The 24,154-nt window shown below is 66.5% G+C and carries 24 protein-coding genes and 2 tRNA genes; 17 read left to right on the top strand and 9 right to left on the bottom strand.

Going from position 1 to position 24,154, the window contains the following annotated elements; translation table 11 throughout:
• Positions 1–14 precede the first annotated feature (14 nt).
• Complete coding sequence (gene ftsY, locus IEX25_RS13245) at positions 15–1,061, bottom strand: signal recognition particle-docking protein FtsY (RefSeq protein ID WP_188715499.1); 1,047 nt, start codon at positions 1,059–1,061, stop codon at positions 15–17.
• A gap of 161 nt (positions 1,062–1,222) precedes the next feature.
• On the opposite strand from ftsY, the gene IEX25_RS13240 reads away from it, so the two are divergent.
• The 4 genes from IEX25_RS13240 to ispG all read left to right on the top strand — a co-directional run bounded on the left by IEX25_RS13240 (position 1,223) and on the right by ispG (position 4,668).
• On the top strand, positions 1,223–2,515 hold the full coding sequence (locus IEX25_RS13240) for an adenylosuccinate synthase (RefSeq protein ID WP_188715497.1): 1,293 nt from the start codon (positions 1,223–1,225) through the stop codon (positions 2,513–2,515).
• A 75-nt stretch (positions 2,516–2,590) separates the two neighbouring features.
• A complete protein-coding gene (locus tag IEX25_RS13235) occupies positions 2,591–2,803 on the top strand; it encodes a DUF2842 domain-containing protein (RefSeq protein ID WP_103171021.1) in 213 nt (70 codons plus the stop codon).
• Positions 2,800–3,462 carry a thiamine diphosphokinase gene (locus IEX25_RS13230; protein WP_188715495.1) on the top strand — a complete coding sequence of 221 codons (663 nt, stop codon included), beginning with the start codon at positions 2,800–2,802 and terminating at the stop codon, positions 3,460–3,462. The genes IEX25_RS13235 and IEX25_RS13230 overlap by 4 nt, the downstream gene beginning before the upstream one ends.
• A gap of 78 nt (positions 3,463–3,540) precedes the next feature.
• Entirely contained in the window at positions 3,541–4,668 is a 1,128-nt protein-coding gene (ispG, locus tag IEX25_RS13225) for a flavodoxin-dependent (E)-4-hydroxy-3-methylbut-2-enyl-diphosphate synthase (RefSeq protein WP_188715494.1), read from the top strand.
• 54 nt (positions 4,669–4,722) lie between these two features.
• On the opposite strand, the gene moaA is transcribed toward ispG, so the two are convergent.
• Positions 4,723–5,730, bottom strand: a complete 1,008-nt coding sequence (gene moaA / locus IEX25_RS13220; protein WP_188715492.1) for a GTP 3',8-cyclase MoaA — start codon at positions 5,728–5,730, stop codon at positions 4,723–4,725.
• 110 nt (positions 5,731–5,840) lie between these two features.
• On the opposite strand from moaA, the gene IEX25_RS13215 reads away from it, so the two are divergent.
• Positions 5,841–6,347, top strand: a complete 507-nt coding sequence (locus tag IEX25_RS13215) for a hypothetical protein (protein WP_188715491.1) — start codon at positions 5,841–5,843, stop codon at positions 6,345–6,347.
• On the opposite strand, the gene IEX25_RS13210 is transcribed toward IEX25_RS13215, so the two are convergent.
• Positions 6,335–7,009: a DNA alkylation repair protein gene (locus IEX25_RS13210; RefSeq protein WP_188715489.1), complete on the bottom strand. Its 675-nt coding sequence runs from the start codon at positions 7,007–7,009 to the stop codon at positions 6,335–6,337. The genes IEX25_RS13215 and IEX25_RS13210 overlap by 13 nt on opposite strands.
• A 110-nt stretch (positions 7,010–7,119) precedes the next feature.
• On the opposite strand from IEX25_RS13210, the gene aroA reads away from it, so the two are divergent.
• Positions 7,120–8,451, top strand: a complete 1,332-nt coding sequence (gene aroA / locus IEX25_RS13205; RefSeq protein ID WP_188715487.1) for a 3-phosphoshikimate 1-carboxyvinyltransferase — start codon at positions 7,120–7,122, stop codon at positions 8,449–8,451.
• Here the strand turns inward: aroA and IEX25_RS13200 are convergent.
• The 3 genes from IEX25_RS13200 to IEX25_RS13190 form a co-directional block, all read right to left on the bottom strand.
• A complete protein-coding gene (locus IEX25_RS13200) occupies positions 8,448–8,828 on the bottom strand; it encodes a VOC family protein (RefSeq protein ID WP_103171289.1) in 381 nt (126 codons plus the stop codon). The two genes, aroA and IEX25_RS13200, sit on opposite strands and share 4 nt — an antisense overlap.
• Before the next feature lie 54 nt (positions 8,829–8,882).
• Positions 8,883–10,775 (bottom strand): propionyl-CoA synthetase, encoded by a 1,893-nt coding sequence (locus IEX25_RS13195; protein ID WP_188715485.1) that lies wholly within the window; start codon positions 10,773–10,775, stop codon positions 8,883–8,885.
• A gap of 232 nt (positions 10,776–11,007) precedes the next feature.
• A complete protein-coding gene (locus tag IEX25_RS13190) occupies positions 11,008–13,287 on the bottom strand; it encodes an NADP-dependent malic enzyme (protein WP_103171028.1) in 2,280 nt (759 codons plus the stop codon).
• 126 nt (positions 13,288–13,413) lie between these two features.
• Here IEX25_RS13190 and IEX25_RS13185 point away from each other — a divergent pair, with 126 nt between their 5' ends.
• From IEX25_RS13185 to IEX25_RS13160, 6 genes are all read left to right on the top strand, one after another.
• Positions 13,414–13,806 carry a cytidine deaminase gene (locus IEX25_RS13185; protein ID WP_188715483.1) on the top strand — a complete coding sequence of 131 codons (393 nt, stop codon included), beginning with the start codon at positions 13,414–13,416 and terminating at the stop codon, positions 13,804–13,806.
• Positions 13,806–15,089 carry a thymidine phosphorylase gene (locus IEX25_RS13180; RefSeq protein ID WP_188715481.1) on the top strand — a complete coding sequence of 428 codons (1,284 nt, stop codon included), beginning with the start codon at positions 13,806–13,808 and terminating at the stop codon, positions 15,087–15,089. Before IEX25_RS13185 ends, IEX25_RS13180 begins: the two co-directional genes overlap by 1 nt.
• Positions 15,086–16,273, top strand: coding sequence for a phosphopentomutase (locus IEX25_RS13175; protein ID WP_188715479.1), 1,188 nt, complete (start codon positions 15,086–15,088; stop codon positions 16,271–16,273). The genes IEX25_RS13180 and IEX25_RS13175 overlap by 4 nt, the downstream gene beginning before the upstream one ends.
• Positions 16,270–17,229 (top strand): adenosine deaminase, encoded by a 960-nt coding sequence (locus IEX25_RS13170; protein WP_188715477.1) that lies wholly within the window; start codon positions 16,270–16,272, stop codon positions 17,227–17,229. Before IEX25_RS13175 ends, IEX25_RS13170 begins: the two co-directional genes overlap by 4 nt.
• Positions 17,226–17,861, top strand: coding sequence for a uracil phosphoribosyltransferase (upp, locus tag IEX25_RS13165; RefSeq protein WP_103171033.1), 636 nt, complete (start codon positions 17,226–17,228; stop codon positions 17,859–17,861). The genes IEX25_RS13170 and upp overlap by 4 nt, the downstream gene beginning before the upstream one ends.
• Before the next feature lie 67 nt (positions 17,862–17,928).
• Positions 17,929–18,903 (top strand): SPOR domain-containing protein, encoded by a 975-nt coding sequence (locus IEX25_RS13160; RefSeq protein ID WP_188715475.1) that lies wholly within the window; start codon positions 17,929–17,931, stop codon positions 18,901–18,903.
• Between the two features lie 59 nt (positions 18,904–18,962).
• On the opposite strand, the gene IEX25_RS13155 is transcribed toward IEX25_RS13160, so the two are convergent.
• Together IEX25_RS13155 and tyrS are read right to left on the bottom strand one after the other, a co-directional pair.
• Positions 18,963–19,226: a hypothetical protein gene (locus IEX25_RS13155; RefSeq protein ID WP_188715473.1), complete on the bottom strand. Its 264-nt coding sequence runs from the start codon at positions 19,224–19,226 to the stop codon at positions 18,963–18,965.
• Positions 19,226–20,470: a tyrosine--tRNA ligase gene (gene tyrS, locus IEX25_RS13150; protein ID WP_188715471.1), complete on the bottom strand. Its 1,245-nt coding sequence runs from the start codon at positions 20,468–20,470 to the stop codon at positions 19,226–19,228. The genes IEX25_RS13155 and tyrS overlap by 1 nt, the downstream gene beginning before the upstream one ends.
• A 59-nt stretch (positions 20,471–20,529) precedes the next feature.
• Between tyrS and IEX25_RS13145 the strand changes: the two genes are divergently transcribed.
• From IEX25_RS13145 to IEX25_RS13130, 4 genes are all read left to right on the top strand, one after another.
• A complete protein-coding gene (locus IEX25_RS13145) occupies positions 20,530–21,678 on the top strand; it encodes an anhydro-N-acetylmuramic acid kinase (RefSeq protein ID WP_188715469.1) in 1,149 nt (382 codons plus the stop codon).
• A gap of 44 nt (positions 21,679–21,722) precedes the next feature.
• A tRNA-Asp gene (locus tag IEX25_RS13140) sits at positions 21,723–21,799 on the top strand.
• Between the two features lie 24 nt (positions 21,800–21,823).
• Positions 21,824–21,900 (top strand) — tRNA-Asp (locus IEX25_RS13135).
• Positions 21,901–21,986: 86 nt separating this feature from the next.
• Positions 21,987–23,246, top strand: a complete 1,260-nt coding sequence (locus IEX25_RS13130) for a glutamate-5-semialdehyde dehydrogenase (protein ID WP_188715468.1) — start codon at positions 21,987–21,989, stop codon at positions 23,244–23,246.
• Positions 23,247–23,252: 6 nt separating this feature from the next.
• On the opposite strand, the gene IEX25_RS13125 is transcribed toward IEX25_RS13130, so the two are convergent.
• Entirely contained in the window at positions 23,253–23,876 is a 624-nt protein-coding gene (locus tag IEX25_RS13125) for a histidine phosphotransferase family protein (RefSeq protein ID WP_188715466.1), read from the bottom strand.
• A gap of 39 nt (positions 23,877–23,915) precedes the next feature.
• Here IEX25_RS13125 and IEX25_RS13120 point away from each other — a divergent pair, with 39 nt between their 5' ends.
• Positions 23,916–24,095 (top strand): DUF3553 domain-containing protein, encoded by a 180-nt coding sequence (locus IEX25_RS13120; protein WP_103171038.1) that lies wholly within the window; start codon positions 23,916–23,918, stop codon positions 24,093–24,095.
• The last annotated feature ends 59 nt before the right edge of the window (positions 24,096–24,154 follow it).

The raw sequence follows: 24,154 nt of genomic DNA, 5'->3' as shown, positions 1-24,154 counted from the left end.
GCAACGAAGAAGCGTCAGAGCCCGACAAGCGCGCGGGCGAAGTCATTGGCGTCGAAGGCGTCTAGGTCGTCGATCTGTTCGCCGACGCCGATCGCATGGATCGGCAGGCCGAAGCGGTCGGCCAGGGCCACCAGCACGCCGCCGCGCGCGGTGCCGTCCAGTTTCGTCATCACCAGGCCCGAGACATCGGCAAGTTGGCGGAAGGTTTCCACCTGGTTCAGCGCATTCTGGCCCGTGGTCGCGTCCAGCACCAGAAGGGTGTTGTGGGGCGCGGTTGGATCCTTCTTGCGGATCACGCGGACGATCTTGGCCAGTTCCTCCATCAGGTCCTGGCGGTTCTGCAGGCGGCCGGCCGTGTCGATCATCAGAAGATCGGCGCCTTCAGCCTCGGCCCGCGTCATGGCGTCGAAGGCCAGGCTTGCGGGATCGCTGCCTTGCGCGGCGACCATCACCGGCACGCCCGCCCGCTGGCCCCAGATTTGCAACTGTTCGACGGCCGCCGCGCGGAACGTGTCGCCCGCCGCGATCATCACCGACTTGCCCGCCGCGCGAAACTGGCTTGCCAGCTTGCCGATGGTGGTCGTCTTGCCCGCGCCATTGACGCCCACGACCAGCACGACCTGCGGCTTCTTGGGGTAAAGGGGCAGGGGACGGGCCACCGGGGTCATGATCCGCGCGATCTCGGTCGCCAGCAGTTCCTTGAGTTCGGTGGCCGACAGGCGGCGCCCCATCCGCCCTTCGGCGATATTGGCCGTCACGCGCAGGGCCGTATCCACGCCGAGGTCGGCCTGGACCAGCATGTCCTCCAGTTCCTCGAGCATCTCGTCGTCGAGGGCGCGACGCGGTTCCTCGGGTTTGGCGGGGGCGGTGCCGAACAGGCGCCCGACCAATCCGGCGGAAGGGGCCGCAGGCGCCGCAGGCGGCGGTGGATCCATGGGCTGGGGGGCAGCCGGCGTCACGGCGGCAGGGGCAGGTCCGGCGTCCACGATGCCGTCCAATCCTTCGCCGATCTTTGACGAGGATCGGGTCAGCCGATCGCGCAGTTTCGAGAAAAACGACATGCCCTGTACCCTTGCAGCCCGGCGGCGAACCTAAACCTTGCGACCGGAAAGGAAAAGGGCAGGCGGCCGGTGCCGCGCCGGTCAAATCGCGGCTTTCCCCCGGCCCGGCCTTGCGCTAGACCCTGCACCGGACATTTTTCGGGCAGATGGAAGGACCGTTCATGGCCAATGTGGTGGTTGTCGGCGCGCAATGGGGCGACGAGGGCAAGGGCAAGATCGTCGATTGGCTGAGCGAACGGGCCGATGTGATCGCGCGTTTCCAGGGCGGTCATAACGCCGGGCACACGCTGGTCATCGGCGAGAAGGTCTTCAAGCTGTCGCTGCTGCCCTCGGGTATCGTGCGGGAAGGCAAGCTGGCCGTGATCGGCAATGGAGTGGTGCTGGACCCTTGGGCGCTGTTTTCGGAAATCGACAAGCTGTCGGGCCAGGGCGTCACGATCTCGACCGATAACCTGATGATCGCGGAGAACACCCCGCTGATCCTGCCGCTGCACCAGGATCTGGACAAGCTGCGCGAGGAAGCCGCGGGCAAGGCCAAGATCGGCACCACCGGCCGCGGCATCGGCCCGGCATACGAGGACAAGGTGGGACGCCGCACCATCCGCGTGGCGGATCTGGGCGACGAGGAAACGCTGGATGCGCGGCTGGACCGCCTGCTGGCCCATCACGATGCCTTGCGGCAGGGACTGGGCGCCGAGCCCATCGACCGGGCCGAGTTGAAGGCCAGGCTGATGGAAGTGGCGCCGAAGCTGCTGCCCTATGCCCAGCCGGTCTGGAAGATCATGGCCGATGCCCGCAAGGCCGGCAAGCGCATCCTGTTCGAAGGCGCGCAGGGGTCGCTGCTGGATATCGACTTCGGCACCTATCCCTATGTCACCAGTTCGACCACCATGTCGGGGATGGCGGCGTCCGGGACCGGCATGGGACCTTCGGCCATCGGCTTCGTGCTGGGGATCGTCAAGGCCTATACCACCCGCGTGGGCGAGGGGCCGTTCCCGACCGAGTTGCACGACGGCGACGGGCAGCGTCTTGGCGAACGCGGGCATGAATTCGGCACCGTCACCGGGCGCAAGCGCCGCTGCGGCTGGTTCGACGCGGTGCTGGTGCGCCAGACCTGCGCCATCAGCGGCGTGAACGGCATCGCGCTGACCAAGCTGGACGTGCTGGACGGGTTCGACACGTTGAAGATCTGCGTGGGCTACGAGATCGATGGCGTGAAATACGACTATCTGCCCACGGCCGCCGCGCTGCAGGCCAAAGTCACGCCCATCTATGAGGAAATGGAAGGCTGGCAGGAATCCACGCAAGGCGCGCGCAGCTGGGCGCAGCTTCCTGCGGCGGCGATCAAGTATGTCCGCCGGGTCGAGGAGTTGATCCAATGCCCGGTCGCGCTGCTCTCGACCAGTCCTGAACGGGACGATACCATCCTGGTGACGGATCCTTTTGCGGACTGAGGGCGCAAACCGGGGGTTTCACACCCCCGGACCCCCGTGGGATATTTATCCACAGAAGATGAAACGGAGGCGGCGATGAACCTGAAGACACGCAAGAGGCTGTCGCTGCTGATCCTTGTCATCGGCCTGCCGCTTTACATCGTCGCTGCGGTGACGCTGGTCAACTGGATGGACGCGCGCTTTGGCCGCCAGCCGATCCTGGTCGAGGTCGCGGTCTATGTGGGCTTGGGCATCCTGTGGATCCTGCCGTTCAAGCGGGTCTTTTCCGGCGTCGGGCGCGGGGAATGATACCGCCGCTGGTCATCTCTGATCGGGGGGTGACCGTGATCGGGGGCGGCGCGACGACCCCTTATGACCTGCAGACCGCGCTGGCGGTGGCGCCGACCCTTGTGGCCGCCGATGGCGGGGCCGACCGGGCGCTTGCCTTGGGTCAGGCCCCCGACTGGGTGATCGGCGATCTGGACAGCATCACGGCCGGCGCGCGCAAGCTGATCCCGGCGGGACGCATTCATCATGTGGCCGAACAGGACAGCACGGATTTCGCCAAGTGCCTGACCCGCATCGCGGCGCCTTTCGTGATGGCGGTGGGATTTGCCGGGCTGCGTCTGGATCATACGCTGTCGGCATTGACGACAATGGCCAGCACGCCCCGCCCCCTTGTGATCCTTCTGGGGTCCGACGACGTGGTCTTCGTGGCGCCGCCGCGCCTGACCTTGCCGCTGATGCCGGGCACCCGGGTCTCGCTCTATCCGATGGGACCGGCGCGGGGGATCAGCACGGGGCTGGAATGGCCCATCGAGGGGATCGAGTTCGCGCCGGGCGGGCGGGTTGGCACATCCAACATGGCGAACGGCGTCGTGACCCTGCGGATCGAGGGCAAGATGCTGCTGATGTTGCCGCGCAGCACGCTGGCATCCGTGATGACGGCGCTTCGCCTGCCTGCCTGAACGATCAAAGCCCCGTGCGGCGGTTGCCGCCTTGGTCGCGATGGCTTATCTGCAAGGGGCGAACCCCCGGAGGCATCCATGTCGCTGAACCCCATCCGTCCTTGGCGCAACATCGAGCGTCGGAAGTCGCGCCAGATCATGGTGGGCAACGTGCCCGTGGGCGGCGACGCGCCGATCAGCGTGCAGACCATGACCAACACCAACGGCCATGACGTGCGCGCCACGCTGGACCAGGTGATCCGCGCCGCCGACGCCGGGGCCGACATCGTGCGGATTTCCGCCCCCGATCAGGAAACCACGCGGGCCCTGCGCGAGATCTGCCGCGAAAGCCCGGTCCCCATCGTGGCCGACATCCATTTCCACTACAAGCGCGCCATTGAGGCGGCCGAGGCGGGCGCCGCCTGCCTGCGCATCAATCCCGGCAATATCGGCGATGAAAGCCGCGTGCGCGAGGTCATCAAGGCCGCCAAGGACCACGGCTGTTCCATCCGCATCGGCGTGAACGCGGGATCGCTGGAACGTCACCTGCTGGAGAAATATGGCGAGCCTTGCCCGGACGCGATGGTTGAATCCGGCCTGGATCACATCAAGATCCTGCAGGACAACGACTTTCACGAATTCAAGATCAGCGTAAAGGCGAGCGACGTGTTCCTGTCCGCCGCCGCCTATCAGCAGCTTGCGGATGCCACGGACGCGCCGATCCATCTTGGCATCACCGAGGCGGGCGGCTTTGTCGGCGGCACGGTGAAATCGGCCATCGGGCTTGGCAACCTGCTGTGGATGGGGATCGGCGACACGATCCGCGTCAGCCTGTCGGCGGATCCGGTCGAGGAGGTGAAGGTCGGCTTTGAAATCCTCAAGTCGCTGGGCCTGCGGACGCGGGGGGTGCAGATCATTTCCTGCCCGTCCTGCGCGCGCCAGGGCTTTGACGTGATCAAGACGGTGGAAAGGCTGGAAAAGCGGCTGGAACATATCAAGACGCCCATGTCGCTGTCGATCATCGGCTGCGTCGTCAACGGTCCGGGCGAGGCGCTGATGACCGATATCGGCTTCACCGGCGGTGGCGCGGGCAGCGGCATGGTTTATCTGGCCGGGCGGCAAAGCCACAAGATGACCAACGATCAGATGATCGACCATATCGTGCAACTGGTCGAGGAACGCGCCGAGAAGATCGAGGCGGAAGCAGGAATTCAGGCGGCCGAGTAGGGTGCGTGCTTGCACGCACGGCCGGCCGGACCAAGGTGCGTGCAGGCACGCACCCTAGCCGCCGGTATGGCTCATGTGGCGGGACATCTGGCCCGCGACGGTCTGGCGGGAATAGTCGAAATCGTGGCCCTTGGGCTTGCGGCTGATCGCGGCGCGGATGGCGTCCTTGACCACGGCATCCTCGGCCGAGGCGCGCAGCGGCGCGCGCAGGTCCGCACGATCCTCCTGGCCCAGGCACATGTAGAGTTCGCCGGTGCAGGTCAGGCGCACCCGGTTGCAGCTTTCGCAGAAATTATGCGTCAGGGGCGTGATGAAGCCGATCTTCTGCCCGGTTTCCTGCAGCCGGACATAGCGGGCGGGGCCGCCGGTCCGTTCGGCAAGGTCGATCAGGGTAAAGCGTTCGGCCAGGCGGGCGCGCAGGTCGGACAGGGGCCAGTACTGGTCCAGCCGATCCTCGTTGCCCAGATCGCCCATCGGCATGACCTCGATGAAGGTCAGGTCGTGACCCTCGTCGCCGCACCAGCGGACAAGGTCGAACAGTTCGACATCGTTCACGCCTTTCAGCGCGACCGCGTTGATCTTGACCCGCAGCCCGGCGGCTTGCGCGGCACGGATGCCGTCCAGCACCTGCGGCAGGCGTCCCCAGCGGGTGATCGCCGCGAACTTGTCCGCATCCAGCGTGTCCAGCGACACATTGACCCGCCTGACACCGCAATCGACCAGTTCGCCGGCATAGCGGCCAAGCTGACTGCCATTGGTGGTCAGCGTCAATTCGTCCAGACCGTTGCCCAAATGGCGCGACATGGAGCGGAAGAAGGACATGATGTTGCGGCGGACCAGGGGCTCGCCCCCGGTGATGCGCAGCTTTTGCACGCCAAGGTCCACAAAGGCGCTGCACAGGCGCTCCAGCTCCTCCAGCGTCAGAAGCTCTGCCTTGGGCAGGAACTGCATGTGTTCGGCCATGCAATAAACGCAGCGGAAGTCGCAGCGGTCCGTGACCGACACCCGCAGATAGGTGATCGGCCGGGCGAAGGGGTCGATAAGGGGGGCTGCTTGCTGCATGGCCTTAATCTATGCGCGGTGTTGATCGCAGACAAGCGGCGACTGGTTGTGGACGGGGTCGGGTTATGCAGACTAGGTTGAAGCTGAATATGGGACAGAAGGGACAATTCATGCGTTTCACCATTGTCGCCCCGGCGTTGATCCTGACTGCGGGCGTTCTGGCGGGCTGCACTCAAGGCGCGATGACGGCAGGGCGCGGCGCCGATGCCGCCCCGCAGACGCAGATGACGGCTGAACAGGTCACGGCGGCCGCTGCCGTCACCCGTGCCCCTGCGCCGCGTCCGGCAGCGCGGGCGTCCGCTGCCCAACTGGACACCACGACCCCCGAACAGCGCGCCGCCGCCGCAAAACCGGCTGAGGCGGCCGAGACTAGGCTGGGCACCACCGTCGCATCGTTGGGCAACCCGTCCGAGGGAGGGTTCTGGATCAAGACGCCCTTGGTCAGCGAACGCGGAATCGGCCGGATCGTGGACCCGGCCACCGGAAAGTCGGCCAAGGTCGATCTGATCCCCCTGGACGGTCCTGCCAGCGGCGGGTCGCAGGTGTCGCTGCCCGCGCTGCAGTTGCTGGGAGTGTCCCTGACCGACCTGCCGACGCTTGAGGTTTATCGGTCCTGAACCAGCCGCAGGGCTTCCTTGCGGGCAAAGGGCTTCATGCGTGCCCCGTGACCCTCCAGGAAGGCCCGGACGCGGGGCGCGTCGCGTTTGGACAGGTCGCGCAGCCACCAGGCGATGGCCTTCTGGATGAACCAGTCGCGGTCATCCGCCAGCCGCGCCGCCCAGTTCAGGATGTGTTCCCGCGCGGCAAGTTCGTCGGCCTTCGGGTTGTTCATCTTGGCCCAGGGCAGGGTGCCCACCAGGGCCGCGCGGCGGGTCCATTTGTTCGGATGATCCAGCCAGGTCTCGACCTGGTCCAGCCGCGAGGGATCGGCCACCAGCCGCTTCTGCCCGGCGATCATGGTGCTGTCCGCGATGGCCCAGCCGTCGAATTCTGCCGCCCATCCGGCGATCAGCGACCATACGGCATCGTCGGGGCGGATGCGTGCCTGGGTCAGCAGCTTGGCCGCCGCGATCCGCGCTTCATGGATGTCGCTTGCCCACAGGTCGCGCGCCAGGTCGATGCGTCCTTCGATGTCCCGCGAGGCCCGCCATTCGGCGACCAGGTCGTCCAGGTGCGGGTTCGCCACCCCAAGATAGACGCGCGGCGTCTTGTGATAGGCCTGCATCTGATCCGCCTTTTCGGGATCGGCCAGGGCCTTCAGGCTGTCCAGTTCTGTCATGGGAACCTCCGTTCCCGCGGTTCTAGGAAGACCCGCCTTCGGGCGCAAGAACGGGCTGGCCGCGCGGGGGTGGTGGCGCTAAAAGAACCGCGCAATCAACAGGTGTGCCCATGTCCCATTCGTCCGAACCCCGCCCGATGACTGCCCGCCGCAGCGGCCCGCTGCGCGGCACGGCCCACATTCCGGGCGACAAGTCGATCAGCCACCGCGCGCTGATCCTGGGCGCGCTGTCGGTGGGCGAAACGCGGATCACCGGCCTGCTGGAAGGCGAGGACGTGCTGGACACCGCCAAGGCGATGGAGGCTTTTGGCGCGCAGGTCACGCGTCTGGGCGATGGCGAATGGTCCGTCTATGGCGTCGGCGTGGGCGGGTTTTCCGAACCCGAAAGCGTGATCGACTGCGGCAATTCGGGCACCGGGGTGCGGCTGATCATGGGGGCCATGGCCACGACGCCGATCACCGCGACCTTCACGGGCGATGCCAGCCTGTCGCGCCGCCCCATGGCGCGCGTGACCGACCCGCTGGAACTGTTCGGCGCGCAGATCACCGCGCGGGAAGGCGGGCGGCTGCCCATCACCATCCAGGGCGCGGCAGATCCCCTGCCGGTTCGCTATCGCACGCCCGTGGCCAGTGCGCAGATCAAGTCGGCAATTCTGCTGGCGGGCCTGAACGTGCCGGGCGAGACGGTGGTCATCGAGCCGGAACCCACCCGCGATCATTCCGAACGGATGCTGGCAGGTTTCGGCGCCGACATTCGCGCCGAGACGACCGAGGAAGGCCATGTTATCACCCTGCAAGGCCGCCCCGAACTGCGCGCGCAACCGGTTGCCGTTCCGCGCGATCCGTCAAGCGCGGCCTTCCCGGTGGCCGCCGCCCTGATCGTTCCCGGTTCGGAGATCCGTGTGCCGGGCGTCAGCCGCAACCCGACGCGCGATGGCCTGTATGTGACGCTGCTGGAAATGGGCGCGGACATCGTCTTTGAAAATCCCCGAGAGGAAGGGGGCGAGCCGGTGGCAGACCTGCTGGTCCGTCACGGTGCGCTGAAAGGGGTCGTTGTTCCCGCCGAACGCGCCGCCAGCATGATCGACGAATTTCCCATCCTGTCGGTCATCGCCGCTTTTGCCGAAGGCACGACGGTCATGAACGGCGTGGCGGAACTGCGGGTCAAGGAAAGCGACCGGATCGACGCCATGGCCCGCGGGCTGGAGGCCAATGGCGTGAAGATCGAGGAGACGAAGGACAGCATGACCGTGCATGGCATGGGCCGCGTGCCGGGCGGCGGCAGGGCCGTCACGCATCTGGACCATCGCATCGCCATGTCCTTCCTGGTCCTGGGACTGGCATCCGAGGCACCGGTTTCCATCGACGACGGCGCACCGATCGCGACGTCTTTCCCCGATTTCCTGCCCTTGATGCAGGGTCTGGGCGGCGATCTGGGCTAGCCCGTCCGTTCGTCGAACTTTGCTTCGATGTTGTTCCCGTCCGGGTCCAGCAGATAGGCCGCATAATATCCAGGATGATAATCGCGCAGGCCGGGAGGGCCATTGTCCGTCCCGCCTGCCTTCAGGCCGGCGGCATGGAAGGCCTGCACCTCGGCACGCGAACGGGCGGCGAAGGCCAGGTGGATCCTGCTGGGCGGGGCATCGGCATCGGCCTCATCCAGATAGAAGCAGCCCAGTTCCAGCCAGTCCCGGCCGCCCTTCATATCGCTGTTTCGGCCCAGTGCCTGGAAGATGGCTTGATAGAAAAGAATGGCCTGGTCGAGATGCACCGAGCGCAGGTGAATATGGTCCACGATGGAATGTGCTTGTGTGGTCATCGGCGCCTCCATCAGTGAAACGCCAATGACCGACAAGGGTTCTGCAAATCTTTGTTAGACGTGCTGCGGGTACCCGACCGCGCGCAGGGCCGCGGCGATTTCGTCCAGGATGGCCGGATCGTCGATCGTCGCCGGGGTCTTGAAGCTTTCCCCGTCGGCGATCTTGACCATGGTGGCACGCAGGATTTTGCCCGAACGGGTCTTGGGCAGGCGGTCCACCACGCAGGCGGTCTTGAAGGCCGCGACCGGGCCGATCTGGTCGCGGACCATGCCGACGACCTCTTTCACGACCTGCTGGTCGGGGGTGTTCGTCCCCTTCTTCAGGCACAGAAAGCCCAGCGGCATCTGCCCCTTGAGGCTGTCGGCGACGCCGATCACCGCGCATTCCGCGACGGCGGGATGGGCCGACAGAACCTCCTCCATCGCGCCGGTGGACAGGCGATGGCCTGCGACGTTGATCACGTCATCCGTGCGCGCCATGATGTAGAGATATCCATCCTCGTCGATATAGCCCGCGTCGCCGGTTTCGTAATAGCCGGGGAAATGCGACAGATAGGATTTGCGGAACCGGTCCTCGGCGTTCCACAGGGTCGGCAGCGTGCCCGGCGGCAAGGGCAGCTTGATGGCCACCGCGCCCAGCGTGCCCGCCGGGACAGGATGTCCCGCCTCGTCCAGGACCTGCACGTCATAGCCGGGCAGCGTGACCGAGGGGCTGCCGCGCTTGACGGGCAGAAGTTCGATCCCGACGGGGTTCGCGACGATGGGCCAGCCGGTTTCCGTCTGCCACCAGTGGTCGATGACGGGCACCCGCAGCTTTCCCTCGGCCCATTGGATGGTGTCGGGGTCGGCGCGTTCGCCCGCCAGATACAGGGTCTTGAAATGGCGCAGGTTGTATTCGCCGATTAGCTTGCCTTCAGGGTCCTCGCGACGGATGGCGCGGATCGCGGTGGGGGCGCTGAACACGCTTTTGACGCGGTGGTTCTGGATCACGCGCCAATAGGCGGCGGCGTCGGGGGTGCCGACCGGCTTGCCCTCGAAAACGATGGTGGTGGCGCCGACGGCCAGTGGGCCATAGCAGATATAGCTGTGGCCCACGACCCAGCCCACGTCGGACGCCGCCCAGAAGACGTCGCCCGCGTCGATGTCATAGACGTTCTTCATCGACCAGGCGAGCGCGACCATATGCCCCCCGGTATGCCGCACCACCCCCTTGGGCTGCCCTGTCGTCCCCGAGGTGTAGAGCACATAGGCCGGATGATTGCCTTCGACGGGCACGCATTCCGCAGGTTCGACGCCGAACTGGAAGCTGTGCCAGGCGACGTCGCGGCCTTCGGTCAGGTGCGCGACCTCTTGTTCCCGCTGGAAGATCACGCAGAAGTCGGGCTTGTGGGTGGCTTCCTCGATCGCGCGGTCCAGAAGCGGCTTGTAGGGAACGATGCGGCCGGGTTCCAACCCGCAGGACGCCGCGATGATCGCCTTGGGCGTGGCGTCGTTGATGCGGACCGCCAGTTCGTGCGCGGCAAAGCCGCCGAAGACGACCGAATGGATCGCGCCCAGCCGTGCGCAGGCCAGCATCGCCTCCAGCGCCTCGGGGACCATGGGCATGTAGATGATGACCCGGTCGCCCTTCTGGATGCCCTTGGCGCGCAAGGCGCCCGCAAGGCTGGCCACGCGATCGCGCAATTCCCGGTATGTGATGCCCCGGCATGACCGGGTGATCGGGCTGTCGTGGATGATGGCAAGCTGGTCGCCGCGCCCGGCCTCGACATGGCGGTCAACGGCGTTCCAGCAGGCGTTCAGCATCCCGTCGGCATACCATTCCCCCGCCGGTCCCTGATCGAAGAAGGCCCGGCTTGGCGGTCGGTCCCAATCGATCGTGCGGGATGCGTCCATCCAGAAGGCTTCGGGATCGGCCTGCCAGGCGGCATAGGTTTCGCGATACGACATGGTCTTGTCTCCTCACTCCTGCGCATGTGTTACGCAGGGGTGGCGGGTTCGCGCAACAATGTTAGCGGGTCAGGTCGTCGCCGCTTGACGAAATGTAGCAAATCCATGCGAGAGGTATTTGCAAAACGGAAAAACCTGCAAACCAGCCCATACAGGGGCAACATGTTTGCAAATGCAGCCTTGCGGATGCAGCGCGCCGGGCGATCATCAGCCGAATCGCCCGGCGCAGGGATCAACTGTAATGCGCGACCGGGGTTCCCGCCAGAACGCTCATGTTCAGCAGGCCGCGCGTGGTGATCGAAGGGGTGACGATATGCGCGCGGTTGCCCATGCCCATCAGGATCGGCCCGACCTCAAGCCCGTTGGCGCGCATCTTCAGCGCGTTGCGAACGCCGGATGCCGCGTCGGTGCCGGCAAAGACCAGCACGTTCGCCACGCCTTCCAGCCGCGATCCGGGGAAGATCCGTTCGCGCAGCTCCGGGCTGAGAGCCGAGTCGACATGCATTTCGCCATCATACATGAAGTCGGGCTTCCTGGCGTCCAGCAGGGCCAGCGCCTCGCGCATCTTGCGGCCCGTGTAGGTGTCCAGATTCCCGAATTGCGAATGGCAACACAGCGCGATCTTGGGCGTCAGGCCGAAGCGGCGGACATGGCGGGCAGCGCCCATGACCGTGTCCATCACCTGCTGCGGCGTTGGGTCGTCGTGGCACTGGGTGTCCGCGATGAACAGCGGCCCGTCCTCCAGGATGATCATCGACAGCGCGCCCACCGGGGACAGCCCGTCACGAGCCAGGATTTCCCGGATATAGCGCAGGTGCCACGAATATTGCCCGAAGGTGCCGCAGATCAGGCTGTCGGCTTCGCCCCGGTGGACCATGACGGCGGCGATGGCCGTGGTGTTGGTGCGCATGATCGCCCGCGCGATGTCGGGGCTGACCCCCCGCCGGGCCATCAGGGTGTGATAGGTTTCCCAGTAGTCGCGATAACGGGGGTCGTTTTCAGGGTTCACGATCTGGAAATCGCGTTCGGGGCGGATCGGCAGGCCTGCGCGTTCGGCGCGCATGGCGATCACCTCGGGTCGGCCGATCAGGATCGGCACGTCGGTCGTTTCCTCCAGCATGGCATTGGCCGCGCGCAGGACGCGTTCATCCTCGCCCTCGGCGAAGGCGATGCGGCGGGTGGCGGTCGCGGCGGCCTCGAAGACGGGTCGCATGATCAGGGCGGACCGGAAGACGGAACTGTCCAGCTTGCGCTTGTAGGCGTCCAGGTCGGCGATGGGCCGAGTCGCCACGCCGGTTTCCATCGCGGCGCGGGCTACGGCGGAACTGACGACACCCACCAGGCGCGGATCAAACGGTTTCGGGATCAGGTATTCCGGCCCGAAGGTCAGCGTCTCGCCGCGATAGGCGGCGGCCGCCTCGGCGGTGGTGGTGGCGCGCGCAAGGGCCGCGATGCCCTCGATGCAGGCCAGTTCCATTTCCGAGTTGATGGTGGTTGCGCCCACATCCAGCGCGCCCCGGAAGATGAAGGGGAAGCACAGGACGTTGTTCACCTGGTTCGGGAAATCGCTGCGGCCCGTGGCGATGATCGCGTCGGGGGCGACGGCGCGCGCATCGTCGGGCACGATCTCGGGATTGGGGTTCGCAAGCGCGAAGATGATCGGGCGGGAGGCCATGCGGGCCACCATCTCGGGCTTCAGGACGCCGGGGCCGGACAAGCCCAGGAACAGGTCCGCGCCGTCGATCACCTCGCCCAGGGTCCGGGCTTCGGTGTCCTGGGCGAAGGCGGCCTTCTGGACGGTCATGTCCTCGACCCGACCCTTGTAGACCAGCCCGTGGATGTCGCAGAGCCAGACGTTCTCGCGCTTCACCCCCAGCTTCAGCAGCATGTTGAGGCAGGCGATCCCCGCCGCCCCTCCGCCGGTCGAGACGACCTTGATATCCTCGAACCGCTTGCCCGCGACATGCAGCGCGTTGGTGGCCGCCGCGCCGACCACGATGGCGGTGCCATGCTGGTCGTCGTGGAAGACCGGGATGTTCATGCGCTCGCGGCACAGCTTTTCGACGATGAAGCAGTCGGGGGCCTTGATGTCTTCCAGGTTCACCGCCCCGAAGGTGGGTTCCAGCGCGCAGACGATATCGGCCAGCTTCTCGGGGTCGGATTCGTTCACCTCGATGTCGAAGCAGTCGATATTGGCGAATTTCTTGAACAGGACGGCCTTGCCCTCCATCACTGGCTTGGAGGCGGCCGCACCGATATTGCCAAGGCCCAGAACGGCGGTTCCGTTCGACACCACCGCGACCAGATTGCCGCGCGAGGTATAGCGGCTGGCCGTGGCCGGGTCGGCTTGGATCTCCAGGCAGGCCTCGGCCACGCCGGGGGAATAGGCGCGGCTCAGGTCGCGGCCGTTGGCCAGCGGTTTGGTCGCTCGGATCTCCAGCTTACCCGGACGCGGGAATTCGTGATAATCAAGCGCCTCTTGCCGGGCATTGTCCTGCCTGCGTTCTTCCATCTTTGTCCCCCTCGAAAGCGAATTAGTTGACCGTTAAACCATTTCCCCGGCGGGGAACAGAAGCCTTCGGCTTGCGTTAGCGGCAACCCTGCGCAAAACTGCCGCCACAGGATGAAGGAGCCGAGGATGTCGCTGCTGGATGCCGCCCGCGAGGTGCGCGAAATGGCCTATGTGCCTTATTCCCGGTTCAAAGTGGGTGCTGCCATCCGTGGCGCGTCTGGCGCCATCTATCGCGGCTGCAATGTGGAAAATGTGGCCTATCCCGAAGGCACCTGCGCCGAGGCCGGGGCGATTTCCGCCATGGTCGCGGCGGGTGAGACAGAGTTGATCGAGGTCGCGGTGATCGCCGACAGTCCGTCGCCCGTGCCGCCCTGCGGCGGCTGCCGGCAGAAGCTGGCTGAATTCGGCCGCCAGGACACGCCCGTGCTGCTGGCAACGACGGACGGCGCGACGCTGGCCACAACGGTGGGCGAGCTGTTGCCGGGGCGTTTCGACGCCGGGCACATGGTCAAGGCATAATGACCGATCCCCGCCCGGTGATCGCGGCGATCCGCGACGGTCGCGGCCTTGACGGGCCGGGTGCGGCGCTGATCGCGCAGGGACTGGCGAACGGATCGGTCAGCGACGCGCAGGCGGGCGCCTTTGCCATGGCCGTCCTGGTCAAGGGCATAGGCGTGCCGGGGCGGGTGGCGCTGACGCGGGCCATGCGCGATTCGGGGCATGTGCTGCATTGGGATCTGCCGGGGCCGGTCGTGGACAAGCATTCCACGGGCGGCATCGGAGATGCGGTCAGCCTGGCCCTGGCGCCCTTGTTGGCCGCGCGAGGGGTGTTCGTGCCGATGATCTCGGGGCGCGGACTGGGCCATACCGGCGGCACCCTGGACAAGCTGGAAGCGATACCCGGATACCGCTGCGACCAATCCGAGGATGATTTTCGTCGCATCGTCCGCACCGTCGGCTGCGCCATCGTCGCGGCCAGCGGCGATTTCGCCCCTGCCGACCGCAGGCTGTATGCGATCCGCGACGAATCCGCGACGGTGGAGTCGATCGACCTGATCACCGCATCCATCCTGTCGAAGAAGTTGGCGGCGGGATTGCAGGCGCTTGTGCTGGACGTGAAGGCCGGGTCGGGGGCGTTCCTGCGCAAGGCCGAATCCTCGCAGCGGCTGGCGCAGGCCTTGGTGGAAACGGCCAATGGCGCAGGCTGTCCGACGGCGGCGCTGATCACCGACATGGATCAGCCCCTGGCCTGCAGCGCGGGAAACGCCCTGGAAATCGCCGAATCCATCCGGGTCCTGAAAGGCGAACCCGGCGCGCTACGCGACCTGACCCTGGCGCTTGCGTCCGAGGTGTTGCGCCTTGCGGGGCAGGGGGACGAGGGGCTGGAAGACCTGCTGGATTCCGGCGCGGCGGCCGAGGTCTTCGGCCGCATGGTCGCCGCCCAGGGCGGCCCCGCCGATCTTCTGGACCGGCCTGACACGCATCTGGCCCCGGCGCCGGTCGTCCGCCCCGTCCCAACGCCCGAAGGCCGGATCGCCCAGATCGACGTCACCGCGCTTGGTCATGCCGTCGTGGCCCTTGGCGGGGGCCGCGTCCGCGCAGGAGAGGCGATCGACCCGCGCGTGGGCCTGTCCATGCTGGCGAAACTGGGCGATGAGGTCGGACCCGGCCGCCCCCTGGCCCTGGTCCATGCCGCCGACGACACTGCGGCCGAGGTCGCCATCGCCGCCGTTTCTGCCGCCTATCGGTTGGGAGAGGATGGCGCCCCTGGCCCGCTGGTCCGCGACAGGATCGCGCCGTGACAAACAGGCGCGCATTCCTGATCGTGATGGACAGCGTCGGTATCGGCGGGGCGCCCGACGCCGACCAGTTCTTCAACGACAGCCTGCCCGATACGGGCGCGAACACCGTGGCACATATCACGCAGGCGCAGCCGCTGCACATGCCGAACCTGGCGCGGCTTGGCCTTGGCGCGGCGGTGCGTCTTGCGTCGGGGCAGGATGCGCCGGGGCTGATGGTGCCGCCGCAGGGGCTGTGGGGTGCGGCCACCGAAATCTCGCGCGGCAAGGATACCCCCTCGGGTCATTGGGAGATCGCGGGCGTGCCGGTCCCCTGGGATTGGCACTATTTTCCCGACACCACCCCCGCTTTTCCACCCGAGGTGACAGCCCGCGTCTGCGATCTGGCGGGGACCGAGGGGATTCTAGCCAACTGCCACGCATCCGGCACGCAGGTGATCGAGGATTTTGGGGCCGAGCATATCCGCACCGGCTGGCCGATCTGCTATACCTCGGTCGATAGCGTGTTGCAGATCGCCGCGCATGAGGATCATTTCGGCCTGGACCGCCTGATCGGGCTGTGCGAGGCGCTGGCGCCAACGCTGCACGATATGCGCGTGGGCCGGGTGATCGCGCGGCCTTTCCTGGGCAATGCGCCCGGCGATTTCCGCCGCACAGGCAACCGCCGCGACTTCGCCATCGCGCCGCCGGGCCGCACGATCCTGGATATCGCCCAAGGGGCAGGGCGCGTGACCCATGCCATCGGCAAGATCGGCGACATCTTCAGCCATCGCGGAATCACCCACCTGCACAAGGGCAAGTCCGACGCCGATCTTGCCGAACATCTGGTGCGCTTGGGACGCGAAGCCGAACCGGGCAGCCTGACATTCGCCAACTTCGTCGAATTCGACACGAATTTCGGCCATCGCCGCGACATTCCCGGCTATGCCGCACAACTGGAATGGTTCGACGGGGTTGCCGGGCGGTTCCTGGACGCGTTGGGACCGGGCGATCTGGCGATCTTCACCGCCGATCACGGCAACGACCCATCCTGGCATGGCACCGACCACACCCGCGAACGCGTGGCGGTGCTGGGGCACGGCGTCGGCCTCCGCGAGATTGGCTTGGTCGGCTTCAGCGACATCGGCGCCTCGGTCATGGCGCATCTGGGTTTGCCCGCGCCCGATCATGGAAGGTCGTTCCTGTGAAGAAGATAGAACTGCACCTGCATCTGGAAGGGGCCGCCCCGCCCGCCTTCATCCGTGGCCTTGCAGCCGAGAAGCATGCCGATCTGAGCGGCGTCTTCGACGAGCAGGGGAACTATTCCTATGACGGGTTCGACGGCTTCCTGCGTTGTTACGAAGCGGCAACCTGCGTGCTGCGGACGCCGCAGGATTTCGCCCGCCTTCTGGCCGAGGTGCTGGAACGATCTGCCGAACAGGGCGTGATCTATACCGAGCTGTTCGTCTCGCCCGAGTTCTGCGGCGGGGCTGACCTGTCGGCCTGGCGCGACTATCTGGCGGCCATGACCGAGGTCGCGGACAAGTCCCGGGCCCATGGCATCGACAGCCGCGCAATCCTGACGGCAATCCGCCATTTCGGCCCGGATCGTGCCAGGAAGACCGCGATCTGCGCGGCGGAAACGGCGGGCGATTGGGTGACCGGCTTCGGCATGGGCGGGGCGGAAACCGTGGGCCGCGCGACCGATTACGCCTGGTCCTTCGACTGCGCGAAGGAGGCGGGTCTTGGCCTGACTTGCCATGCGGGCGAATGGCGCGGCCCCGACAGCATCCGCGATGCCTTGTCCCTCGGCTGCACCCGCATCGGCCACGGGGTCCGCGCGACCGAGGATCCGGCCCTGGTTCGCGACCTTGCCGACAAGGGGGTGACACTTGAAGTCTGCCCCGGTTCGAACGTCGCGCTTGGCATCTATCCCGCCTGGTCCGCCCACCCGATCGCGCGGCTGGCCGACGCCGGGGTGCGCGTCACCGTATCCACCGATGATCCGCCCTTCTTTCACACGACGTTGCGGCATGAATACGACCGGCTTGCCGACGCCTTCGGTTGGGGCGATACGGAATTCGCCCAGATCAACCGCTGGGCCGCCGAGGCTGCTTTCTGCGACCAGGCGACCCGCGACCGGCTTTTGAAGGAGTTTCCGTGACCCAACAGCACCTGACCGTCATCGACCATCCCCTTGTCCAGCACAAGCTGACGATCATGCGCAAGAAGGACGTGTCCACCGCTGGCTTCCGCCGCCTGCTGCGAGAGGTCAGCCTGCTGCTGGCCTATGAGGTCACGCGCGAACTTGAACTGACCACCACCCGGATCGAGACCCCCGTCTGCGAGATGGACGCGCCCACGCTTGAAGGGAAAAAGCTCGCCCTGATCTCGATCCTGCGGGCGGGCAACGGCCTGCTGGACGGGATCCTGGAAATGATCCCCTCGGCCCGCGTCGGCTTCGTGGGTCTTTACCGCGACCCCGAAACGCTGCTGCCGGTCGAATATTACTGCAAGGTTCCCAAGGAACTGGACGCGCGGCTGACCATCGTCGTCGATCCGATGCTGGCCACGGGCAATTCATCCGTTGCGGCCATCGACATGCTGAAGGCGCGCGGGGCCACCAACCTGCGCTTCCTGTGTCTTCTGGCTGCCCCCGAGGGCGTCGAACGGATGCGCCAGGCCCATCCCGACGTGCCGATCTTCACGGCGTCCCTGGACGAAAGGCTGGACGATCACGGCTATATCGTGCCGGGCCTGGGCGACGCGGGCGACCGGATGTTCGGAACGAAGTAACCGCGTTAACCGGCGTTTCAGGCTTAGGGGCTATCTGTGATTCGTGGAAACGAATTGCGGGTGGCCGATGCGGGTCTTTGCTTGGATGGTGATGGCGGTTCTGCTGCCGGGGCAGGTCTTGGCCGCGCCCGAACCGCCTCCTCCCGGCGATTATCCGGGTGCGCAATACATTGACCGCAGCGGATGCGTCTTCGTCAAGGAAGGCACCGCATGGCTGCCACGGCTCGACAAGGAGGGAAGGGCGGTCTGCGGCTTTCCCCCCAGCCAGCCGGCCGAGGCAGCCGGTGCGTCTGGAACCGTGCCGACCCCCGAGGAGGCGTTGACGGCCGTGTTGGCCGAGGGCTTGCGGTCCGGGGATCTGGCCGCAGGCGCGCCGCCCACAGCCTTGGAAACCGCACCGGATCCTGCACAAGCGGAACTGGACAAGACCCTGGCCCAGCAGGTCGAACTTGAGGCGCGCCTGCGCAGCGCCATGGCGGGCCAAGCGCCCGACGGGCTGTGCGCGCGACTGGGCTATCGCCCCGCTGGCGACAAGACGCCGATCATCGGCGGTGACGTGACGCAGGGACTTTGCCCCGGCATGAAGGCTGACCCAGCGCCGGCAGTGGTGGCAGCAACGGTTGTCGAACCAAAGGCTGCCGCGGCATCGCCATCCGGCACCCGTCCGGCGAAGATGCCGCAAAAGGCAGAAGATCCTGCGCCCGCAAGGCGTCCCCAGGCAGACACCATCCAGGGTGGCGCCAAGCCTGCGTCAGTTGTCGCACGCCGTTCCGAACCGCCCCGGCCCGGTGCGCCCTTGGCCGAGATGATCCCCGCCAGCGCGCGCTATGTCTGGATCGGCACCTATGCAGACGAAGCCAATGCCCTTGCAGCCCTGCGGCGGTTGTCCAGCCTGGGTTATCGCACGGCGCAACGCAGCGAGAGGACGAATGACAAGGTGCGAAGGGAAATACTTGCCGGGCCTTTTGCCGACCGGCAGGCGCTGGTCTCGGCCTTGGCGCGGCTGCGGGCGAACGGGTATCCCCGGGCGGTGGCGCGCTGACATCCGGACATGCAAAGGGGGCGCGAACGCCCCCGGAAATCCAAACAGTCTGGCCGTGATCAGGCGGCGCGACGGGTTTCAATCACGCGCGGCGCTTCCTCGCGGGTGAAATACGCGAACATCTGATCCAGCACGGCATCGGCCTGGGCCTGCAATTTGCGGGCGCTGATGCTGAGGGGTTGTGCGGTGTTCTGTTCCATTATCCTGTCTTCCATGGTCGGATTAATCCTCCCACGCAGACAGATAGGGATGGTATGCCACGGTGTCCATTGCTGCGACGCAGCGTCAATCCTGCTTGCAATGCTGCCATGCAGCAGACGCATCAGCCGACCTGGACCATCCGGTGCTTCTTCTTGCCCACCGACACCTTCAGCCCCTTGCCGATCAGCGCGGCATCCACCGTCATCTGCGGGTCGGACACGGCTTCGTTGTTCAGCCGCAGCCCGCCCTCGGCTATCAGGCGCTTGGCCTCTTTCCCCGAGGCGGTGATGCCCGTCTGGACCAGCAGTTGCGCCACCGTCATGCCGCCGGTCAGCGCGTCGGCGCCGATGGTCGCGACCTCGAGATCGCCGCCGGCGCCGCCCTGTTCGAAGACCTGGCGGGCAGTGGCCTCGGCGCTTGCGGCGGCCTCGGCCCCGTGCAGCAAGGTGGTGACCTGGTTGGCCAGCAGAACCTTGGCCTCGTTGATCTCGGACCCTTGCAGCGCGCCCAGGCGGTCGCATTCCTCGACCGGCAGTTCGGTGTAAAGCTTCAGGAAGCGGCCCACATCGGCGTCGGTGGTATTGCGCCAGAATTGCCAGAACTCATAGGGAGACAGCATCGCCCCGTTGAGCCAGACAGCACCCCCAGCCGACTTGCCCATCTTGCGCCCGTCGCTGGTGGTCAGCAGGGGCGAGGTCAGGCCCCAGATCACCGCGTCATCCACCCGGCGCGTCAGGTCGATGCCGTTGACGATGTTGCCCCACTGGTCCGACCCGCCCATCTGCAGCCGGCAGCCATAGCGGCGATGCAGTTCCAGGAAGTCATAGGCCTGCAGGATCATGTAGTTGAATTCCAGGAAGGACAGCGACTGTTCGCGGTCCAGCCGGGACTTGACGGATTCGAAGGACAGCATCCGGTTGACGCTGAAATGCCGCCCGATGTCGCGCAGGAATTCCAGATAGTTCAGCCCGTCCAGCCATTCGGCGTTGTTCAGCATGGTGGCCCGGCCGTCGCCGTAATCCAGATAGCGCGCAAAGACCTGCTGCATCCCATCGATATTGGACTGGATCGCGTCCTCGGTCAGCAGGGGCCGTTCCTCGGACCGGAAGGACGGATCGCCCACCTTGGTCGTGCCCCCGCCCATCAGCGTGATCGGGCGGTTGCCGGTCTTCTGGAACCAGCGCAGCATCATGATGTTCAGCAGGTGGCCCACATGCAGCGACGCCGCCGTCGCGTCATAGCCGATATAGGCCGTGACCGGCCCGTCCAGCAGCGCCTGGTCCAGCGCCGCATAGTCCGTGCAGTCGGCGACATAGCCGCGTTCGAACATCACGCGCAGGAAATCGGACTTGGGGCTGTAGGTCATCGGCTTTTTCCTTCTGATCGCCGGGGATATACCGGCTGGGGCAAGGAAGGAAAAGCGCGATGATCCGGGTTCTGGGAATGATGTCGGGCACCTCGATGGACGGGGTGGACGCGGCGCTGATCGAGACCGACGGCGTGCGGATCGGCGGTTTCGGCCGCAGCGCCTTTCGCGCCTATTCCGACAACGAAGCGGCGGTGCTGCACGCCGCGCTTGGCCGCTGGCCCGGGGATGAAGGGGTTCAGGATGCCGCGGCAATCTCGGTCGAAAGCCATGCCGCGATGGATGCCGATTTCCCTGAGGCCGACCTGATCGGCTATCACGGGCAGACGCTGGCCCATGATCCTCGGGGCCGGGGAACGCATCAGGCGGGCAACGGCGCCTGGCTTGCGCGGCAGGTGGATCGCCCCGTCGTCTGGGACTTTCGCAGCGAGGATGTGCGGCGCGGGGGCGAGGGCGCGCCGCTGGCCCCCTTCTTCCACTGGGCCTGCGCCGCCTGGGCGGTGGGGCAGGGGCTGCTGCCCGCCCAGCCGGTGGCTTTCCTGAACCTGGGCGGGGTCGGCAACATCACCTGGGTCGATCCGCAGGCCGCCGCGCCGGAATCGCCGGGCGCCTGCCTGGCCTTCGACACGGGTCCCGCCAATGCGCCGCTGAACGACCTGATGCGCCGCAGGCTGCGCCAAAGCCATGACCGGGACGGCAGGCTTGCGGCATCCGGGACGGCCGACATGGGCATCGTCGCCGATTTCCTGCGCCACCGGTTCTTCGACCGGCAGCCGCCGAAATCGCTGGACCGCGACCAGTTCGCGGGCCTTGCGGGATCGGTCGAGGCGCTGCCCGATGCCGATGCCGCAGCGACGCTGGTGGCCGCGCTGGCGGGATCGGTCGCGGCGGGCTTTCGCTGGCTGCCGCAAAATCCCGCCACGGTGCTGGTCTGCGGCGGCGGGCGGCGCAACCCCACGATCATGGCGCAACTGGCCCGGGTTCTGCCCTGCGCGGTGCAACCGGTCGAGGCCGCGGGCCTTGATGGCGACATGCTCGAGGCGCAGGCCTTCGGCTGGCTGGCGGCCCGCGTGATGCGCGGATTGCCCACGTCGGGGCCAACCACGACGGGCGTTCCCACGCCCTGCTGCGGGGGGCGGATCAGTTATCCTCGGTCGCGGCACGATTTTTTCCGACGCGCCCTTGACGGCGACGATCGGTCTGCGTAAACCGCCCCTCACCCCGAAGGGCGATCTGTCGGGGTGGTGAGTGTGCGGTTGTAGCTCAGTTGGTTAGAGTACCGGCCTGTCACGCCGGGGGTCGCGGGTTCGAGCCCCGTCAACCGCGCCACACACACCATCGCCCATGAAATGCGCGGTTGTAGCTCAGTTGGTTAGAGTACCGGCCTGTCACGCCGGGGGTCGCGGGTTCGAGCCCCGTCAACCGCGCCATTTCCCTTCTTTTTCGATCTAACATATCCGATGCTTGTCCGCTAAGACGTAACCCCGCTGGCGGAGGATTGCGAATGGACACTGGCATGACGGATCATGATGACGCGACCGCGCTGATCACCCGGATGGGCAAGGCCGCGCGTGCGGCCGCGATAGAACTGGCCCAAGCCAGCGCCGAACAGAAGCAAGCCGCCCTGATCGCGGCCGCGGACGCGCTGAGCCGGGACCAGGCCCGGATCCTGTCGGCCAACGACAAGGACATGCAGTTCGGCCGCGACAAGGGTTTAGCCGATTCGATGCTGGACCGCCTGCGCCTGGATCCGGACCGCCTGCGCGGGATCGAGGACGGGCTGCGCGCGGTGGCCGGGCAGCCCGATCCGGTGGGCGAGGTCGTGGCCGAATGGGACCGTCCGAACGGGCTGCACATCCAGCGGGTCCGCACCCCCATCGGGGTGATCGGCGTGATCTATGAAAGCCGTCCCAACGTGACCGCCGATGCGGGTGCGCTGGCGCTGAAATCCGGCAATGCCGTGATCCTGCGCGGGGGGTCCGAAAGCCTGCATTCCAGCCAGGCCATCCATGCCTGCATGGCCGAAGGTCTGCGTCAGGCGGACCTGCCTGAAACCGCGGTCCAGCTTGTCCCGACTCGCGACCGGGCCGCCGTAACCGCGATGCTGCAGGCCCAGGGGCTGATCGACGTGATCATCCCGCGCGGCGGCAAGGGCCTTGTCGGACTGGTGCAGCGCGAGGCGCGGGTGCCGGTCTTTGCGCATCTGGAAGGGATCTGCCACGTTTATGTCGATGCCGCCGCCGATCCCGGCAAGGCGCTGAACGTGGTCCTGAACGCCAAGACGCGGCGCACGGGTATCTGCGGCGCGGCCGAATGCCTGCTGATCGACCGCGCCTATTCCCAGGGACCCGCCTTGATCCAGGCGCTGCTGGACGCGGGCGTCGAGGTCCGGGCCGAGGGCGAATTGGCCAAAATCCCCGGCACCGTCCCCGCCGAGCCGGACGATTTCGGGCGCGAGTTCCTGGACATGATCATCGCGACGCGGCTGGTGGACGGGGTGGACGATGCCATTGCCCATATCCGCCGCCATGGCAGCCAGCACACCGAATCGATCCTGACCGAAGACGACAGCGCGGCGCAGCGGTTCTTCGCGGGTCTGGACAGCGCGATCCTGATGCGCAACGCGTCCACCCAGTTTGCCGATGGCGGCGAGTTCGGCATGGGCGCGGAAATCGGCATCGCCACCGGCAAGATGCACGCGCGCGGCCCCGTGGGGGCGGAACAGCTGACCAGCTTCAAGTATCTGGTGACCGGCGACGGCACGATCCGTCCATAAGGCGGATCAGAAGGCGATCTCGGCGCCCGTCTCGTCCACCTCCCAGGTCGGACGACGACGGGCCTCGGCCAAGGCTTCGGCCAGCAGGGGGAAATGGACTTCCGAGGGCAGGGGATTGCGCTGCCCCTCTCCGCCAAGCCAGGCCCACAGGGCTGCGTCCTGCTTGGTCCGGTCGGCTTCCGCAACCAGGCGCCAACCCGCGGGACCGTGCAGCACCGTCACCTTGCCGCCCCAGGGCATCGCGGTTTCAAGGCACATCATCGCCAGCATGATCATCCGCATCTCGGCGCGCGGGAAATCCCCTTGAGCATCCAGTTGAACCTGCATCCGGCCCTGGGCCGAGAACCCGTCCAGAAGCTGCGCCAGGCCTGCGCGCGAAATGCGCTGATCACCTTGGGCCTGGCCGAAGGCCACCCGGAAAATCTGGATCCGCGCACGGGCCGAGGACACGCTTTCCGCGATCAGCTGCAGTTCGGGGCAGGCCGCGATGCCGGGGAAGTCGGGCGACATTTCCAGCAGTTCGACCCCGTTGCCGATGGCGCCCAGCGGCGAGACGAGATCGTGGCACAGCCGCGACCCCAGAAGCTGCGACAGCTCGCCCGCGGCAAGGCGCGTTGTATCAAGGGTCATGCGGCATTACCTTTCCGGTGGAACTGAGGGAGAGCCGCCGTGAACGAGATCCTGGAACCCGGAATGATCGTCCGCCATCCCGGCGCACCCGAATGGGGCGAGGGACAGGTGCAATCGCGCATCGGCGACCGCATCACGGTCAACTTCGCCGAAGCCGGGAAGCGGGTCATCGACGGAAGACGGGTTTCGCTGGACATCGTCTGGACACAGGGCAGCTAGAATGGTTCAGCGCCACGATTGCAACCTTTGATTGTTCCACGCAAGGCCTGACGCATGAT

The sequence above is a fragment of the Paracoccus acridae genome, assembly GCF_014642735.1.
In the GTDB taxonomy this organism is placed as follows: Bacteria; Pseudomonadota; Alphaproteobacteria; order Rhodobacterales; family Rhodobacteraceae; genus Paracoccus; species Paracoccus acridae.
The sequence above is the reverse complement of the archived record's forward strand: the minus strand, read 5'-3'. Positions and strand labels throughout refer to the sequence as shown.